Consider the following 19,874-nt stretch of genomic DNA (forward strand, 5'->3'; position numbering starts at 1 on the left):
GTGCCGGTCACGGAGAGCGAACTCGACGGGGTTTCCGTCGGTGATCCGGGAATAGTCGCCGACGGCGCGGGCGGCTACCTGCTGCGGCTCGAGAACCTGATGACCGGCAGTTTTCAGCCGTGGCTGACACGGTTGCGCGACGGCTCCGTTCGTCAGCGGGTGTACGAAGCGTCGACAGACCTCTGTCGCGGCGGAGAATACGACAACACGCATATCGTGACGGAGATCGTCGCGTTGCGCGCCGAACGCGCCGCGCTGCTGGGATTTCCGCATCACGCGGCGTTCGTAGCAGGCCAGGAACCGGTCGATCCGGAGACTGCCGGCGCGGTCCTGGAGAGACTGACACCGTACGTCGTCTCGAAAGTTCGCAGGGAAGCGCGGGAGGCCGCGGTGGCCCTCGGCCGCAATCAGGTGGAGCCGTGGGATGTTCGTTACGGGCGCGAAGTCGTCATGGAGAGAAGGTCCGGAAACGACGACCGGGCCGTCGGCCGGTACCTGGAACTCGAGCAGGTCCTCACCAAAGGCGTCTTCCGGCTCTACGAGCGACTCTTCGGCTTGACCTTCCGCGAACGCGACGACCTACCGGCCTACCACCCCGACATCCGTGCCTTCGACGTCGTGAACGCGGACAACGAGCCGGTCGGCCTCGTGTACTACGACCCGTACCAGCGGCCGGGAAAGCAAGGCGGCGGCATCACCTATCCGCTCATCGACAAATTCGAGCCCCTCGGGCGCCTCCCGGTGTCCATGGTCTTCACGAATATCGCGAAACCGGGCGGCGAGAACGCGCCGACCTTCCTCACCTGGTTGCAGGTGCTGTCCGTATTCCACGAATTCGGGCACGCCGTGAACGACATACTGGGTGAAGGTGGCCACGAGGTATCGGGCCGCCGCATTCCGCGGACCTGGGCGGAAGGGCCCGGAATGCTGGCCGAGGTCTTCGCGGAGTTGTGCCTTTCCGACTACGCGTTCCGGTACGACACCGGCGAGCCGATGCCCGCCGACATGATGGCGAAGATATGGCAGTCGACGCGGGACTATCGCGGATTCGAACTGGCCGCACAGATCGCGCTCGCGCTGCTGGATCTGGCTTGGCACCGGCTCGCACCGAACCGGCTGCCGTCGGGCGCGGATCTGCGAACGGCGGTGCGAGAGTTCGAGACTGCCGTGCTGGCCGCCGCCGGACTCAACCTGCCCGGGCTGATCGACGTAGGTCCGCTCCAAACTTTCGGTCACATGTTCGTCCTGGATTACCCGGGTACCTACTTCACCTACCAGTGGAGCGAAATCTTCGCCGATATCGTGCGCGGCGAGTTGGAGCGTCGGGTCGAAGCGGCAGGCGGGTTCAACCGGGAGGTCGGTGATTGGCTGGAAGCCAACGTCTTCCGGCACCAGGAGCTGTTCCTGGAGGAAGCGATCGCGAATTTCCTGGACTCCGATACCGATCTGCGGCCGTATCTGGAGGCCAACAACCTGATCGAGGCTCCGGCCCGGCCGCTTCGCGCCGCCGAAACCGATCCGGCCGCCCGGCTGGCGGTGGCGCGCCGCGTTCGCGAGCGAGCGGCGCAGCGGTTGCGGGAACTGGCCGGGCTGGTTGCTGCCCAAGGTATCGAGCCCGCCGAACTGCTGCGGGCAGGCTCACCCACGTGGAGTGAGTGGTTCGCTCGATACCAGGAGGTGCGCGGATCTCTGGCCGACATGCTCGGGTTCGCGCGCGGCGGGGCGGTAGACGACGGTCGGATCCTCCATGTGCTGGCGGAGGACAGCGAAAACAGTCGCCCCGCAGGCGAATTCGCTGAGCTGGCGCGAGCGTTCACGGAGAACGCGCGCGTCGCGGAACTCGTCGACGAGATCCAGCGACTGGAGGGCTGGGCGGACACGATCGAGGCGGTGGAAGCGGAACTGGCGCGGCCGGCAGGCGCGACCTCCGCGACGGGACGGCGCACGGCGGCGCTACAGCGGCTGGCGGAACAGGCACGCGATCTCTGCGCTCTCGCAACGACTCTCGAAGCCTACGAGCAGGAGTCGTCTCGGCATTCGCTGCCCGAGATCTTCGCGGCGGCCCGGGGTTTCCGCTCGTCGTCGTGGGAGTCGCGCGAGGGCCTTCTGCTGCTGGACGCTCGGGTGCGGCGGCTGCTGGCCGAGCCGGACTCGTTCGGCGTCGTATCGGCCGCCGACGTCGAACGGTTGGAGCGGTTGGCGCCGCGGGTTGCGGCGGCCGTCGAGCACTACGACACGGTGCACCTGCTGAAGACCGATCTGGATAGTGCTCTCGCGCTGCTGAATCGAGCGCTGGCCGGTATCTCCGTCGTAGCGGACGGGCCGCTGTGGCGTGGTCGTGAACTCCCCGAGGACGCGGGACTCGGCGAGATCCTGGCGGCGCTGCGTGCGGACGTCTTGCACCGCCGCCGACGCGCCTTCACCGCGCTGCTGGACGGGCCGAGCGGTGAATCAGCCTTGGATATCGCGGCTTTGGACGAGCCTGGTGGCGGCGCGTACGACCTGAGCCGGCTGACCGCGGTGCCGCCCGGAGAGTCCGAGAGGGTCGACACCACCATCCACCTGATCCACGAACTCGGCCGTGGACGCAGGCGATCGGCGCAGATCGACACCCTCGTCGCGGGGATCGATGAAGCCGACCACCGCATGCGGCTGGGGGAGCGGCGGCTCGCGCGCCTGGTGGCGGAACATCTGCGGCGATTCCCGCTGGATCACCGGATCGCCCGGGGCGCACTCGAACCCGATCGGTCGACGATGGTCGCCGCGATCCGCGCCTGCGAGGCCGAGTTGCCGGGCGACGGGTGGGACTCGCCACTCGAGGAGGTGCGCCGCCGCGTCGCCGACCTGCGGCAGGATCCGGAATCGCCGCGCGCGGCGTATCTCGCCGAGCGCTACCTCGGGCTGCGCAGGCTGCTCGACGCCTTCGACGACGAAAGCACCTGGAGCGGCTGGTATTTCTCCTTGGAGCGGCACGTGCGGCGACTCGCTCGGCTGCGACGCGACCGGGCCGACGTCGAGGTGCAGCGCGAGGCGGCCGAGCACCGGCTGCGCACACTCGCGCCGAAGGTCGAGGCGGACCCGGATCGGTGGCAGCCGGTGGCGAATACCGTTGCCGACACGATCAAGGCCCGGACCGCCGCGCTCGAACGGTACGACGCGGAGCTGGACAACGCGCTGTACGCGGCAGTCGAGACCGTCGGCGACGTGGGGTGGCGCGAGATAGGACCTGACGCGGGGACTACCGAATACATTGCTCCGGAGGGTCATTCGGCCAGTCAGTGCGTGCCGTTGACCGCGGCGTTGCACAAGGCCCGGACCGGCAACGAAAACGTCGCGGTGCCACAGGATGTCGGTCTCCGAGGGGTGTCCCTCGACACCTATACGCAACTTCTGCAAGGGATCCCGCAGCGGTTCGTCATCGACCCGGACCGTCCGCATCGGCGGGTCGTGCAGTCGCTGCTGGAGGCGGTCGCGGAGTTGCCCGCCGAGCAGCGTGCCGGGGTGTCGGTCGTCGTGGTCGACGTGGCGGGGGCCGTGGACGAGCACGGCATCGGCGCGCACACCTATCGCTGGGAGTACCACTGCGACGAGCACGGCGAGAACGGCTGGGTGGAGCAGCAGGATCCCGGCCGTGGGCTGCGGCGGCCGTGGGAAGACGTCGGCGCAGCGGCCGACCTGGAGAGCATCTGGGTGATGGGTTTCGACCGGTTCGGCAACTCGATGCGCCTGCCGGGTGCGGAGCCGGGGACCACTCCGCCGGATGTGCGGGTCGGCCGGGACGATCCCGGGGTGCGGCCCGCCGATCCGGCGGCGGCGACTCCGCTGACCGAACTGCTGGCCGTGAGCGAGCCGGACAACGATTTGCTGCTGCGGCGGCTCGGGGGACTGGACGGGCGGTACGGGCGTCTCGAGTTCCGGGTCACCACAGCCTATTACCGGATGACGGAAGTTCCCGCCGGGTCCCCGGCGAGCGGCCTCGGACTGACCTTCGCCGGCGAGATCACCGATCCGGCAGCCGGCCGGGTGGTGTGGTGGCCGAGGTTCGAGATCGATCGCGACGAGCGTGGCGAAACCGTGATCCGGTTCGTGCCGGGCGTGCACAACGAACGCAATTATCCCGTCAAGGTGTACAGCTCGTTCCTCGCGCGACTGGACAACGAGTATTTCGGGCCTGGGGCGGACCGTATGGAATTCGTCCCGGAAATCGAGGCCGCCGTGCTCGTCGCGGCGGAACCGGGTGTGCGATGGGATCCGGCGGGAGTCCGATTCGAACGGGCTGTCGAAGCGCTCCGCGCCGCGGGCCGAAGACTGATCGCCGATATCACGCCCGCCGATCGCCGACGGCTGGCCGCCTTCCTGCGGCGGATCGAACTGGCAGGTCACGCGGGCTCCACACCGGCCGAGGTGGTCGAATTCGCCGGCGAGGACGATCCCCAGCTCGGCAAGCGGCTGTTGAGCGTGGCCAACGTGGACCTGATACGCGACTACAGCGAGTACATGGCCGCCGATCCCGCCACGCGTACGGCCGCACCGGCGTCGGCCTCGTTCGACTTCTATCCGCCAATTTCCGCCGAGCCGATGCGAGAACTTTCGTTGCGAGAGTTGTTGACGCACGAGGAGCCCTACAACGCGCTGCTGCGCGGCGTGCTCCCCGGCGATTGGCAGTGCGGGCCGTATCGGGTGCGGGCCACGACGGCGCAGTACACGGCAGGCTGGCAGTTCGCGGAGGACACGGTCGACGAATTCGAGATGCGCCGGCCCGGAGCGGACGACGACACGGAGCTGGACACCGCCAGTTTCACCGTCTACGCCGAAATCGTCGACGACAGCGACAACGGTGTCGGATTCTTCAATCTGGACATCGAAATGGACGAGGCGGGAGCAATCGTCGTCACCGACTTCACCTATCTCGATGAGGGAGTACCGGACAACGGGTTCCACGCGGCCTTGGCCGAACGGACGGACGGCTACTTCAGGGAGAGCGGAGTAGACCGGATCAACGGAACAACTCTGTCCGAATACGGTGTAGCGGCAATTCGATTGGGCGCGGAATGGCCGCTCGACGACCCGATCGCCCGGCACGAAGGATTGCGGAGTCTGCGCTGGGCGGCGAGGAGACTGCGTCGGCACAGCACCGAGGCCGATCGAGCGCTGCTGGATGAGGTGGCGCGTCGGCTCGCCGGCCGGCCGGCCGACTTCCCGAGCCCGTCCGCACTGGTCGAATTGGCGGGGGACAACCCGCAGCTCGGCCGCGACCTGGTTGCCGAGGTCCCCTGCGAGATCACCAGACGACTGCGGCCGCGCGTACCCGATACCGGCCCGGCGGCCCGATCGGCGGTCGCTCGCCGCGTGGCCGCCGAGGCCGAGCGGCTGCGGCGAGATTTGGATGCGCGCTTGTGGCGCCACCCGGTCGTGGCGGCGGACCTGTTGCTCACCGGCTCACCGGCTTGGGAGAGCTGGTTCTCTCCGTACTACGCGACCCGGGATCGGCTGCGGCGGCTGCTCGGAGTCGAGGACGGCAGGGCCACCGACGAGTGGATCGCGCGAGCTGCCGACCGAATACGGTCGAGTGGCCCCGCCGCGCCTGAAATAGCCGCTGCGGCAAACCGTTTCGGCGACTTCCAGCCGATCGCTCAGCTGATCGACGACATCCACCGCCTCGAACGGTGGGCGCGGACGGTCGACGCGGTCGAGGAGGAACTGTCTCGGCACAGCGCGGCGCTGTGCCGGACGCTGGCACGGGCGCACGGCCTGAGGGCCGGCATCGGGGTCGTACCGCACGGCGTGCTGCTCGAGGGGCTCGGGACCGTGCTGGCACGAATGGTCGAACAGGCGGCCGCAGTGCGGCGCTGGGCAGGTCGAGCGCGTCGGCTGTATCAGCTCGGCGCGGCTCTGGAAGAGCTCGACGCGCAACGGATTTCACTCGAGTGGAGCGCGGATCGGCTCGGTGAGGACGCCAGGGACCGGGGCCTGGCGCAGTGGGAACCCCGCGCGATATCGCTGGCGATCCGTGAACGCCTGCGGCGCATGCCCGTCGACACGGCCGAGTCCGACGAAGCCCAGGAGCTCGGGGATATGCTCTGGGACGCGGAGCAGCTCGCCGAACTGAACGACATGTCGCATCGGCTGCAAGAGGACCTGTATGACGTCCTGTCTCAACTGAATTCGGAACTTTCCGGGCATTCCGCTCCCGCCGTCGGGGCGTCCGACGCATCGGCTTGCGGACGGCTGGGGGCGGATCTGATCCCTCCACGGGACACGCTCGTGGACCGGCGACGTGCGCTGATCGACGAGTTGGCTTCGGCAGGAACGGAATTCGACGTCGACTCGACCCGCTTGGATGCCGGCGTTGCCGGCGCGGACGAACTGACCCGATTGAGCGGGTCGCGTCAGCGAATGGCCGCGGACGGTGCTCACCCGGACCGGCTCGATCGGCTCGACCGCGTGCTCGACAACGCGCGTCTGCTGGTCGGCGCGACGGTGCGAATCGACCGAATCGACGCGGTGGCAGCGGCATACGCCGAAGCCGAGCAGCAGATCCGCGCGGTCGACGACCGGCTGTCCGGCTTCTTGGAGGCTCACCTCCGGGATTTCCCGCTGGACCGCAACCTGTTTCGCGGAGACCCCCGCGACGCGCGGTCACAGTTGCGCGCCACCGTGCTGCGGTCCGGAATGTGGCTGAGTACGCGGGGGTGGGACGTGCGACACGACAGTGCGTCGCCGCGCTCGCCCGAGATCGCCCGGAGCGACGACGATATCGTGCGCGCCGACGTCGTGGCCCGCCGTTATCGCGCGCTGAGCCGTGCCCTGGATCTGATCGACCAGCGCGGCCGGTGGCTCGATTACCAGGACCGCTTGCGGGCGGCCGTGAAAACGCTTCCGGACCGGATCACTTGGATACACGAGGTCGAGTCGGGTCTGGTGGAGGCGTCGGGCGAGTTGCGCCGGCTCGCCGCCCGCACCGGTGTCGATCTCGACGATCTGGGGCCGAACGCGAAACACCCTGCCGCCCTGCGCGTCCTGCTCGGCGGAGAACTGCGTCGGGCCGTGGCGGCGCTCGGCACGAAAGCTTCGATACGACTGCACAGCCTGGCCGAGGCCCCGGCCGCGAAGCTGGATCCGGAAGAAGTGAGCGTGGCCGTCGAGCACGCGCTGCGGCAGTTGCGAGACCGAGTCCCCCGAGAGCAGTTGGACCTGCTCGTCCGTTGCTCCTTGCTCCGCGAGATGGTGGACGCGGCGGAGACGAGAGCGGTGTGGAGCAATGAACTCGCTTTTCAGAACGAACAATTCGACACGCTGCCCGCAGTCACGATGGCTCCGCCGTTCGCGGAGCCCACCGGGAGCGACGGCTCCGCGCCCTACCGGCCGACCGATGCGCATGTCGCGAACCGGTGCGCTCCGCTGACGGCCGAGCTGCACCGAGAACGCACGGGCAGAAGCGATGTCGTCGTTCCGGAAACCGTCGGTCTCAGCGGGATTACCCTGCGGGTCTACGCCGAGGCGTTGCACGGAGACCCGCAGCGGTTCGCCATCGATCGGGTCAATCCCCATTTCGGTCTGGAGCGATCGGCGCTCGCGGTCATCGACGCACTGCCTCCGGACCAGCGTGACGGGGTCTCCCTCGTCATGGTCGACGGGACACACGAGGTCGACGAGCACGGCGTGAGCGCGCACACCTATCGCCTGGAATACCGGTACGACGAGCACACGAACACCGGCTGGTTCGAGCAGCAGGATCCCGGTAGGAATCTGTTCGGGTACTGGCACGATACGACGCGTCCCGCCGAACTGGCCGCTGTCTGGGTGATGGCCTTCGACCGCACGGGTCGTTCGCTGTCACTGCCGGGTGCCGAAACCGACACTCCGCCAGCGGAATTGCGTATCGGTAGCGAGCGGAGCGGTCTGACCAGCACGGACGACGAGGCGGAAGTCCGGTCGGCGGTCGCTCGTCGGGTCGACGACCGCGCCGCGCTCCTGCGGGAAGAACTGGTAGAGCTGCTGCGACCCCACGACATCGACGCCGGTGAATTGTTGCGGGCCGATTCGTCGACGTGGGAGAGCTGGTCCGGCAGGCATCGGCGGCTGCGCGGCGAGGTGAGCGACATGCTCGGCGTCGAGCCCGGCCGGACGGTGGACGACGCGTGGCTTCGTCAGGCTCTGACAGAGTGGCGGGAGCAGCACCCTGCGGCAACCGAGTTCGTTGCCGCCGCAGCGGCTTTCGCCGATTCGCATGCTGTTGTCAGGCTCGTCGAGGATTTCCGTGGTTTGGACGACTGGGCTCGAGCGGTCGACGCCGTGGAGGCGGCGCTGGCACTCCGAGTCGACGAAGCGCGCCGGCGGCTCGCCGCGCCGCTTGCCCGCCTGCGCGGGATTGTGGCCGCGTCCGCGGGCTTCCGGCCGCTGGGCGCGCTGGTGCCGGTGATCGGCTCGATCCTTGCCACCGTGAGTCGAGAGGTTGCCGCCGCGCAACGCCTGAAATGCCAGGCGGTCGCGCTGTACAGCCTCGGAACCGCGCTCGAGGACTACGAGCGGGTACTGCGGTCGCACGAGCCGTCGCATCGTCGGATCCTTTCGGAGGCAGCGCAATACGGGTTGCCCGCCTGGGATTCACGCACCGGTATGGCGCTGCTGCTCGCGCGGCTTCGGCACCTGCTGACTGCCGCCCGCGCGTCGGATGACGAGGACCGCGCCGAGAATTTGCACCGGTTGGTGCAGCGGACGACCATGGCCGTCCAGCTCCACGACACGATCCACCTGCTGAATTCCGATATGGCCGCGGTGATCCAGCACGTAACCGCGCCGACCGATGACCTCGCCACCGTGAACAAGACACCTGATCACGTTCGTGGACCGTCCGGTTCCGCGCCGTTGCGCGAGTATCTGACGACCCTGCGAGACGATGTCGCGAGTCAGCGACGAGACAGGTTCACCGCCCTGCTGGACGGACCGGTCGACGAATTCGATCTCGATATCGCCGCGCTGGACGAATTCGGTTGGGGTGGGCATGAACTGATGCGTTTGATGAACCTGCAAGCGACGAAATCCGATCGGCTCGTCGCCGCCATGCGTATCCTCCGCGCGATAGCCCGCGCGAACACGCTGCTCACCCGGCTCGACACGGCGATAGCGGCGCTGGACGACGCTGACGTCGGGGTACAGCTGGAAAAGAAGCAACCGCCTCCGGACATCGACCGATACGACTCGGATTTCGACGAGTGGCTGGATTCGGTTCTGGAAATCGTAGGCACGGTCGGCGAATCGTCGGTACCGTCCGACTCCGGCGACCGGGAGACCACTGTCGATCTGGAACGCGCGGACATAGTCACGCTGCAACGCGCCATGACCGACGGCGTGGTCACCTCCGTGGATCTCGTCGAAGGTTATTCGCGCCGTATCGAGCTGTCGGACAGCGTGTACCCACCGCTGAATGCGGTGCTGGCGCTGAATCCGAACGCTGCCGCCGAGGCCGAGCAGCTGGATGCCGAACGTCGGCAGGGGCACGTGCGCGGCCCGCTGCACGGAATACCGATCCTGATCAAGGACAATATCGATGTGGCGGGCATGCCGACCACCGCCGGGTCCGTGGCCCTGCGCGATTCCTATCCCGCCCGGGACGCGTTCATCGTGCAGCGGCTGCGGGAGGCCGGGGCGGTGATCCTCGGCAAGACCAATATGACCGAGTTCGCGAGCTTCATGTCCGAGGGAACGCCCGCCGCATGGAGCGCGCTCGGCGGGCATGGGCACAGCCCTTACGGTCCGCGTGCCGTCCTGGGCGGATCCAGCAGAGCGGATCCGGTCGCGGCCGGCCTGGCAGCGGCGGTCATCGGGACCGAGACGGCCGGCTCCATCGTCTCGCCCGCGGTGCACACCTCGGCGATCGGGGTCAAACCGATCGACCTGGTGAGCCGGACCGGGATACTGCCGGCCTCGGGCACCCTGGACACCGCGGGTGTGCTTGCCCGGACCGTGCGCGACGCGGCGATCCTGCTGACCGTGATAGCGGGCCCGGATCCCGAGGATCCACCGACCGAGCGCACTGCCGATCGAGCGGGCACGGACTACGCCGCAGGGCTGACTCGCGGAGCCCTGCGTGGTCGTCGCATCGGAATGATCGGAGCGCCGGACAATTTCGGCGGCGCGGCGGTGACCTTCAGAGCGTTGGGCGCGACGCTGATCCCGGTCGAGGTGCATGAGGCCGGCCTACCCGAGCCGCTGTTCACCTGGGAACTGAAGCGCGATTTCGAACGGTACCTGGCCCGATTGCCCGCCGGCGCACCGATCAGGAAACTGGCCGAGTTGATCCGATTCAACGACGAGAATCTCCTCGGGGAGGGAACTGCCACATACGGACAGGGCAGATTGCGCGAAGCCGATGCCATCGACCTGAACGATCCGGCGGTGCTTGCGGAATACCACGCTCATCGCGAACTCGTGTTGAGGACGGCGCGGGAGCGGCTCGATTCGGTATTCGCCGCGAGTGGAGCGGACGCGTTGTTGTTCTTCCACGACACCGCACACAAGGTGTACGGCCGGGCCAAGTACCCTGCGGTCACCATCCGGCTCGGATACGACCCGCGCACCAATCAGCCGCTCGGCGCGACATTGGTCGGCACCCCGGGGACCGAGGCCGCGCTGCTGAACATCGCTCACGACTACGAGGAGGAGGCGCGGGTGTGGCGGCCGCCCTCCGAGTTGAACCCGGCATTGTTCAAAGGCTCCGGCTGGAAGGAAAATCTATGGCGGAACCGGGCCCGGACGACCGACAAGGTCACGACTTCCCGCGACAGGTCCGTCGCGGTGCGGTCCGAAGCCGACGACCGGAGTCGGTGTGCGCGAATTATCGCGATGCATCGGTACCGGACGGGTCGATCCCCGATCGCCGTGGCGGACATCGTCGGGGCGAACGGCTGGTCGGTGAAGAATGTCGTGGAGGCGTCCGGCGGGCGTCCGCAGCGGGCGCCCGTCGATCCGGAACAGCCGTACCGGTGGGTCGAGCAGTCGTTTCGTGAACTGGTAGCGGGGGTGGATCCGCAAGAGCGCGACGGGATGTCGTTGATCGTCATCGACACGACCGGACCCGGCGGACCCGGGGCGGTGGGTGAGGTTTCTCGGTGGGAATACCGCTACCACGCGCGCACCCGGGCGGACTGGTTCGAACTGCAGGACTCGGGGACGGCGTCGGGCGATCATCACGCCCACCTGGCGACCGACCGCGAAATACAAGGCATTCTGGTCATGGCCTTCGATCGGCACGGCGAATCCTTGCTGCTGCCCGGCGAGAAGATGGTTCCGGCCGGTGCGTCGCTGCCGGATCTCCCGATCGGGCAAGACGACCATCCGGCGGAAGCGCAGGCGGAAGCCGTTGGGCCACTGGGTAATCCACGGGTAGTCGCGTTCGGCAGCGCCACGATCGATGTCGTCGTCGATTACGGCGAACTCCCAGCCGACGGTGAATACCGCGATGCCCGATCGATTCGCGAAACGGCGGGCGGCAAGGCGCTCAACCAGGCGGTCGCCGCCGCGCGGCTCGGTGCGAAGGTGGACATCGTGACCGCCGTCGGAGCCGACGGCCACGATATTCGAGAGGCCTTGCGCCGCGAGGGAATCGGCAGTCGCGGGGTCCGGGTCGAGGACGGTGTCGAGTCCGAGAAGGTCGCGTGTCTCGTCGGTCCGGACGGCGAGCCGTCGTTCAAGAACCACGCCCCCCGTGAACTGGAACTGACCGCCGACGACATTCGAGCGAACCTCGAAGCGATCGAGAACGCCGATGTCGTCCTGCTGACCGCCCAGCTGTCCCCCCCGATCGTCGAGCTGATCGCCACCACCGCCCACGAACACGGCGCGAGGGTCGTCCTGCAACCGGCTCCTCAACCGAGTTCGCTCGACGCGATACGCATGGCGGACATCCTGGTGCCGAACGAGCTGGAAGCGCGGGCGCTGCTGTCCGCCGCGTCGGTCGACGCGGAAACTGTTCCGGCGGAACAACTCCCGCAACGACTGTTCGATCTGCTGGGCGTCCCGCTCATCGTGGTCACGCTCGGCGCGGCGGGCTGCGCGGTGCACCACCACGGCCGCACGGAGGTGTTCCCGGCACATCCGGCCACGGTGGTGGACGCGACCGGGGCGAGCGACGCGTTCACCGCAGCCCTCGCCATGGGAATCGCCGCCGGACTACCCGTGGACCGCGCGGTTCAGGCCGGTTTGTCCGTGGCCGCGCACACGGTCGGCCATTCCGGCGGCGCCGAGTCGATGCCCTACGCGCATGACCTTTCCGCGGCGCTCCCTCAACTGTCGGCCGGTCGAGACGAAGTGCCGGACGCATCGCGAGTCGTCTCCCCGCTGTCTACTCCGTGGTCCGCACGCACACCCGGGGTGCAGGCCGAGACGGCTGATCCGCCACTTTCGACACCGTGGTCCGGCGGTGCGCAAACTTCTACTCCCTCCGGTGAGCACGGAGGCGACGAGAACCCCGGAAGAACCGGTGCGGAGGAAGTCGATCCCGTCTATCTCGACATGCGGGAGCGGATGTTCGTCCGGGGAGACCGCTTGGCACGGGAGGCTTTCGGTCGCGAACTCCGGGAATTGACGGCTCTCGATTATGGGACTCAGGCGGATATCCATCTGACGCACATCCTCGGCCAGCCGCCGTATCGGTACCACCAGATGCCGTCTTCGGAAAGGCCGCACGCACCGTTCGACGGGTTGTCGCCGACGCTGGGACCGGAGACGGGAATCATCTACCCGGAGCCCTCTCGACTCGTATATCTGGCACCGGTCTCCGACGCATTGCAACTCACCGCCGACGACGTTCTGTACGACCTGGGTTCGGGCCTCGGGACGGCCGGACTCTTCTTCGGCGCATTCACACCGGTCGGGCAGGTGGTCGGACTCGAGATCCAGCCCGCCTACGCGGACCACGCCGAAACCCGCGCCCGCGCATTGGGTCTGGCGCACGTGCGCTTCGTCAATCAGGATGTCCTCGAAGCGGACCTTTCCGACGGCACCGCCTTCTACTTCTACAATCCGTTCCGCTCGACCGAAGACCGCGACACCATCGGTCTGCTCGCAGACCGATTGTCGGCGCTGGGTGCTCGAAAACCCATCCGGATCGCCGTCAACAGCGCGGATCTCCGCGCGCGGCTGGAACGGAGCGGCGTCTTCTCCGCGGAAACAATCCTGCGGGACCCGGCAGTCTGGACCATCTTCAGAAGCCTGCCGAGCACACACGGCCGCTCGGTCGGCAAGGCGACGCCGGTCGAGGCCGTGCCGAGCGAAGCCCCCCCAGGATTGCCGCCTGCGGGGGACCGCCTGGCGGTCATCGAGTACGACGCCGACGGGGTGGTGGTTCCTGCCGGTGGCCCGACCCTGCTACCGGCAGTGCCGATCGGGGATACGGCGCGGGAGCGAGTTCTCGCTGCTGCTGGTAACCCGCCGTGGTCGGGGGACGAATCCTTCCGCTCCGTTGTCGCGCGTGCGGAGATTCGCGCCGGCGCGGTCTCCCGGAGCGACCACAAACCTGGTCACGTCGTCGACGGTATACGGCGGTTCGACTCGCATCGTCTCGCCCGGATGTACGGCGAAGAGTATCTGAGCGCGCCGTTCCGCGGCCTTCCCGACGACCAACGGTCGGCCGTTCTCGAATGTGTCGCCAATTCGTATGTGTATCAATATTTTCTGCGGCCGACCGGAATCATCGACCCGGTGGTTGTGGAGCGGAAGCTGGCTGAGTTCCACGGCGATGTCAAGGACGGGTGGAGTCTTTTCGAGCTGTACGACAGGGTGCCCACGCTGTCCGATATCCGCCGAGCGGCGATACGGCCGGATCTGACTCCCGTGCAACGGGATATCGTCGCGCGCGTCCTGGGCTCCGCGAACCCTTGGCGCGACTTGCAGAAAACGATTCGCAGGCCGGGCTCGGCGGGAATGCGTGGGGCGCTGACCGCGGCTTTCGGGAAGTGGCCTACTGTCGCCGACCTGCTGGAGCGCATCGAACTGCTGAACAGGGCGGTGCGGCATCCCTTGCCGGAGGGGCTGGAAGTCCATCGCGGCCTGCGGGAGGTGGCGTTCATGGTAGGCGGCGGCAGTCCGTACGAGCTGGTGGGCACCACCTGGATCGAACCCGGCTTCACCTCCGCGACCTTGGGTAGCGGTCCGGTTCCTGTCGCGGACACCGACCCGGCGGTGGAACTCCATATCGAGGTGCCGAAAGGCGTGGAGGCCTTGTGGGTCGGGCCGAACGGGCCGTATCCGGAACAGAACGAGGTGCTGTTCGGGCAAGGGCTGGAGATTCGAATCACCAAGGTTCGCAGAAGTGGCGGAAAATGGCACCTCTTCGCGAAGGTGGTGGGATACGGGGTGGTGCCCTCGTCGGCCCGCGCGATGACCGGAGCGGTGGTAGACGTCCGAACCCCGAAATCCCCTGAGGAACAGCAATTCCTGGAGTGGTATCGGGGGCGGGCCGCCGGGTCGGCGGGTACGTCCCGACTCTCGCTCTCCGGTTACCGCGACATGCGGCGGTTGCTTCCCGAGCAGACAGAGCGGTGGATCGCCGATTCGGGACTCCCTCCGGCGGACGAGGAGGTTTCCGGGCCATTTCCGCGCCCCGGCGAGAACATAGCCGCATGGCCGGCCGCGGTGCGGCACTATCTGGGTTTCGTCCCCGAACGCATGGACGAACTGCTCGAAGCGCCGCCGGGCACTTGGGACGATGCCGAACAGGGACGAATCCCGTTGAGCGTCCGATATGTTCGGGCACTGCTGCGAAGGGTGCCAGGCGCCCGTGACGCCTACGCCGACCTCGCTCGCCACTACTCCGAACTGGTCACGTCGGACGGCGCGCCGGACTGTCCCGAAGGCTATGCGCGCATCGGTGACTACATCTGGCACGTTCGCGAATCCGCGGGCCTGAGCCGTCTGCAGGTGGCTCGGCTGCTGGCCACATCGGACACCGGTCTACGAAAATGGGAGCTCGGCGAGAATCGACCGCCGAAAGAAATCGTGCAGGCATTCGCACGACTGCAGCTTGCCGGGCCGTCTGTAACGTACGGTGAACTGGCCGAGGCATTCTCCTATTCGCCGGAGGAACTGGTGTTCCCCGGCCCTTACGTGGCCGCGTCGTATCGAGAATATCTCCGGTACTTCCGCCGGATCAACAATCTCACCCGGCCGGAGATGGAGCCGATATTCGGCGGAGGACGTCGATTCTTCGGGGCGGACCCGGATCCGGATATCGTGTCACACGAGCTGAGTGTGTTGAAGGCATACGATCGAGCGCTGCACCGTGCGGGACCGTGGAACGACATAGCTGCCGCCTGGGGATACACCTATCGTATGAATCCGGCCGGTGAGACCGATCCCGAACTCGCCGATTATCGTTCGATTCGGGATTGGTTCCGGGCACTGCGCCTCTACCGGCGGCTGAGTCAATCGGAGTACCCGAAAGCTATCGGTCTCGAGGAACACCGACAGCACATCGCGCACCTCGAAACGCGTGCGTCGCCGAGTGCTGAATTCCTCCGCATATATTGTCACGCGGCGGGCGTGCCATTCGAAACGTTCACCGCGGTGTTGCACCGGATCTGCCTGATCTCGCCGGAGCGAAAGCGTTTCCTGGAGTGGTATCGGGCGCGCTCGGCCGTTTCCGACGAAACGCCACGCCTCACCCTCGACCAATACCGGCACATGTTCGGACTTTCGCGAGAACAGGTGTCGCGATGGTTGGACTACGCCGGTCTCACCGTGCCGGACCCCGACACCACGGATAACGCTGCGCCGTTTCCCCGCCCCGGTTTCGCGAACGCGTCGACATGGCTCACCGAGATACGCCGATACCTCGTGTTCACGCCGGAGAGAATGGACCATCTGATCGGCGCGCCCGCCGGCGCCTGGGCGCGCGCCGAACAAACGGCCGACCTTCCCCTCGATCATCTGCGTGCGCTGTTGCGACGGGTGCCCGGCGCCCGTGACGCCTACCTCGACGCCGCGCGCCACTATCCCGGCCTGCTGACTCCGGCCGGAGTCGCCGCCTATCCCGAGGGCTATACCGATATCGCCGATTACTGCCGTTTCCTCCGCGACGAAGCAGGCCTGACGAGGCGGCAACTGGCTGAACTGACCGGCTTGTCACCGGCTGGGGTGATCGTCGCGGCCGAGTGCTCGTCGTCTCGACCGACAGTGACAACGATGCGTGGCTACTTGCGTCATACTGCGCCGCAACGGCGAGTCGACTACGAGGAAGTCGCGGAGTGTTTCCGATACTTGCCGCGGGCATCATTGGTCTTTCCCGATACGCGGGACACGGAATCCTTCGGTGAGTACCTACAGTATTTTCGCCGGGTGAATCGATTGAAACACCAAGATGTTCGCGTGACCTTCGGAATGTCCGACCATCATTACCGTAATCACACGAGCAGACCGGCAGCGTCGCCGCGAATGTCGGAACTATCGATGCTGCAATATTATGATCGCATACTGTACCGGGCCGGACGCTGGAACGATCTGGCGGACGCCTGGGGTTATTCCTACCGTATGAACAGCACCGGAGAAACCTGGCCCGACCCGGACGATTATGTATCCATACAGGGTTGGAAGAAGGCCCTGCGACTCTACCATCGAATGACCAGAGTGGAGTTTGCCGAACGTACCGGGGTATCAAAGTTCATAATTGCCAAGGAAGAAGTTCGGGCCTGGGGACGGCTCGTCAATATGCGACGGGTGCGTGACGCCGGCATGATGCCGAATGAGTTGATGACGTCCGCATTGCGGCGCTTTTCCAGATATCCTCCCGGTCCGCCGGTGAGGGTCGAGTTAGAGGACTTGTGCTGGAACCTGATAGCCACACCGGTGGGGAGCGCCGAGGAAAGAGTTCTTCGGAACCGTATCTATGCCCGGTTCGACGAGACGTACGGTTGGGTGGTCCCGGCAGTGGTTCGTCGGTTTCACTTCGACCGCAGTTCTGCAGAAGAAGCACGACAACGAGCGCGCGAAGCCATCCTTCGCGCAATCTCCAATTTCACCCCGCCGGGTGACCTCTTATCCGCCGCCTGGGCATCGGCGCACTATGCCGCGCTCGAAACCTATTTCGAGCTCCGGTTTCCCGATGTTTCTCCCGGCATGCGCAAACATTGTGTCAAAGTCAACAGCTACCTCAGGTCGCGAGTCGAGCAACTGGGCCCAGGCGGCTCTGCGGATGCGATCGCCGATGACGAGATTGTGCGCGCACTCGATCTCCCCAAACCCATCGTCGCCGACGCCCGAGCATTGATCGACCGTCGCGCCGTCTTCTCGGACGCACCTGTCCTCACCCGCGCCGGGAGTATGAACCGCCAGTTCGCCGACAGCACCGCGGCCACGCCGTTCACGGATGTGGACTTCATCGCCAGCGTGCGCACCGCGCTCGCCGATCTGCCCGACCCGGAGATCGCCGAACGCGTTCTGCTCCTGCACTTCGCCGAAGGACTTCCGCTCACCGATGTGGCCGCACGCCTGGGGATTTCCTCGACCACCGCCGTTCAGCTCGCGGCCGAGGCGGCACGCCGTCTCCGCGGGGTCTTCGACCGACCGGAATGAGCGGGCGCCGAGTTCATGTCGTGAGCGGTCGGCTCGGCGCGGGGGGTTCGTCGGTGGGCGGGGCTAGGGTGCGGGGATGGTCAAGGCTGATACGGCGTTGCGGCGGTTGCTGCGGGAGACGGGGAAGTCGCTGGGGCCCTATGGGTTCGACGGGGGCGAGCCGGTGTGGGTGCGGGTGTCGTCCGGCGGGGTGGCCGCGGTGGGACGGACCAGGGTGTCGCGCACGTGGACCGGTGGGCAGCAGGTGCTGCGTTTCGGGCTCGAGCTGGCCGCCACGCCGGTGGCCTGGTGGGAGTTTCGCAGGTGGCGGGACGAGCGGCTGGGGCTGCCGGTGGTTCCGCTCGAGCGGGCGAGCGGGCCGGGGCTGCTCGGCGCCGGGGAGCTGGCCGACGAGCTGACCACGCCCTGGTCGGTGCGGGTGGACAACGGCCACGCCGTGCAGGCCGACATCGACACCGTCCGTGCGGAATTGCCGCGGCGGGTGCACGCGTACGCGCGCCGGGCGCTGCGGCTGGTCGAGCCGGGTCGCTACCTCGAGGAGCTGCTGAGCCTCCCGCACCGCGACGGCCGGCATTGGGAGGCGATCGTCGTCCTGCTCGCCGAGCAGGGGCCGAGCCCGGAGCTGGACGACGCGTTCGCCCGACTACGCGAGTGTTACGCGGACGCGGACGCGCTCGTCTACGCCGACGAACTCATCGGCTACGCGCGCGACCGAGCCGCTTTGGTGTGAGCGTCTGCGCTACTCCGACGGAGTCAGCGCCACCTGGAGCACACGGTGGCCGTTGGAGATGAACCCCGGGACCGCCCCGAGTTCGTCCGGCGCGGCGGCCAGCGCCATCTCGGGGAAGCGCTCGAACAGCATGGACAGCGCCGTGGTGGCCTCCAGGCGGGCCAGGGGAGCGCCCAGGCAGAGGTGCTTGCCGTAACCGAAGGCCAAGTGCTGCTTGTCCGCCCGGGTGACGTCGAAGGTGTCGGCGGTCGGGCCGTAGACGCGAGGGTCCCGGTTGGCACCGGCGTAGGAGGCGAGGATGGCATCGCCCTTGTCGAGGTGGATCCGGCCCGCGGGGCTGTCGAGGTCGATGTCCTCGACGGCGTAGCGCAGCGGCAGGTGGGCCACGGGCGCCTCGAAGCGCAGCACCTCCTCGATCAGCTCCCGCCACTCGACCTCGCCGGAGACCACCTTCGCGCGCTGGTCGGGATTGCCGAGCAGCAGGAAGATCGCCTGGTCGAGCAGATTGACGGTGGTCTCGTGGCCGGCGCTGATGATCAGCAGCAGGGTGTCGACCAGCTCCTGTTCGGTCAGCTGGGTGTCGTCCTCCTCGTCGCGGTGGGTGATCAGCACGCTGGTCATGTCGTCGCCGGGGTGCTCGCGGCGGTAGGTCACGAGTTCGCGCAGGATGGCTTGCATCTCCACGAAATTCGCGACCTCCTGCTCGGCGGTCAGCGTGGTGTCGAAGATGCCGTCGACGCACTTGCGCAGCCCCGGGCCCAGCGCCTCCGGCACGCCCATCAGTTCGGAGATCACCCGGATCGGCAGCGGGTAGCAGTAGCCCTCGCGCAGGTCGACCGGGTGGCCGGGTGGTGTCCGGGCCAGCTCGTCGAGCAGGTCGGTGGCGATCGCCTCGACGCGCGGCCGCATCTCCTGGGTGCGGCGATGGGTGAAGGCGGGGGAGACCAGCTTGCGCAGGCGGGTGTGCTCGTCGCCGTAGGCGGTGAACATGTTGTTCACCGCGACCCAGGTGAACAGCGGCCAGCGATCGGTGATCTCGCCGTTGACGAAGGCCGGCCAGTGCTGGCGGGGATCCTTCGAGACGCGCGGGTCGCGCAGCAGCTCCCGCAGGATCGACTGGTCGGTCACGGACCAGGCCGGGACGCCGTCGGGCAGCAGCACCCGGGCGAGCGGGCCGCGGGCGCGCAGGCGCGCGGATTCGCCCTGGATGTCGCCGCCCTCGAGGTCCAGCACCAACGGGCCGTCGTGCTCCATCGCGATCTCCTCCGCAGCAACGTGATCATCAAAAGTATTGTCCCCGAGCATAATTCGGGTCGACGGTCGTCTATCGTACCGACTCGGACGCCTGTCCGCATGCCGAAGGGGAGAGCCGGGGAAGAAGTTGCTGGCAGCGCGCGTGGAGGTAGCCGAGATCCGTTCCGGGCGGACCTCGCCGCCGCCCGAATCGGACAGCGCCGCAGCTCAAACAAACAAACCGGCCGTTCCGCGTAAAAAATTCCCTCCGGTCTGCTCGGTTAGCCTGCGGGATGCTCCGCGGTTGACTACGATGTAGGGCTTGTTGCACCCGAAATATGTT

The 19,874-nt window shown here is 67.2% G+C and carries 3 protein-coding genes (1 of these 3 cut by a window edge); 2 read left to right on the forward strand and 1 reads right to left on the reverse strand.

The genetic code is table 11. From position 1 onward, the window contains the following. Positions 1–17,568, forward strand: partial view of a PfkB family carbohydrate kinase gene (locus IU476_RS25795; RefSeq protein WP_195104256.1) — the 3' portion only. The gene continues 13,371 nt to the left of window position 1, outside the view; only the last 17,568 of its 30,939 coding nucleotides appear in the window; its start codon lies off the left edge, out of view; its stop codon occupies positions 17,566–17,568. 76 nt (positions 17,569–17,644) lie between these two features. Next, complete coding sequence (locus IU476_RS25800) at positions 17,645–18,298, forward strand: hypothetical protein (protein WP_195104258.1); 654 nt, start codon at positions 17,645–17,647, stop codon at positions 18,296–18,298. Positions 18,299–18,307: 9 nt separating this feature from the next. On the opposite strand, the gene IU476_RS25805 is transcribed toward IU476_RS25800, so the two are convergent. Next, the gene (locus IU476_RS25805; RefSeq protein ID WP_195104260.1) at positions 18,308–19,552 is read right to left on the reverse strand and encodes a cytochrome P450 family protein; all 1,245 of its coding nucleotides are present in this window, start codon (positions 19,550–19,552) and stop codon (positions 18,308–18,310) included. Positions 19,553–19,874 lie beyond the last annotated feature (322 nt).

Origin of the sequence: Nocardia blacklockiae (genome assembly GCF_015477355.1) — a bacterium.
GTDB lineage: Bacteria > Actinomycetota > Actinomycetes > Mycobacteriales > Mycobacteriaceae > Nocardia > Nocardia blacklockiae.

Excerpts from the sequence above, each read along its gene's own strand:
- IU476_RS25800 (WP_195104258.1), top strand. The coding sequence starts at position 17,645 with ATGGTCAAGGCTGATACGGCGTTGCGGCGGTTGCTGCGGGAGACGGGG.
- IU476_RS25805 (WP_195104260.1), bottom strand. The coding sequence starts at position 19,552 with ATGGAGCACGACGGCCCGTTGGTGCTGGACCTCGAGGGCGGCGACATC.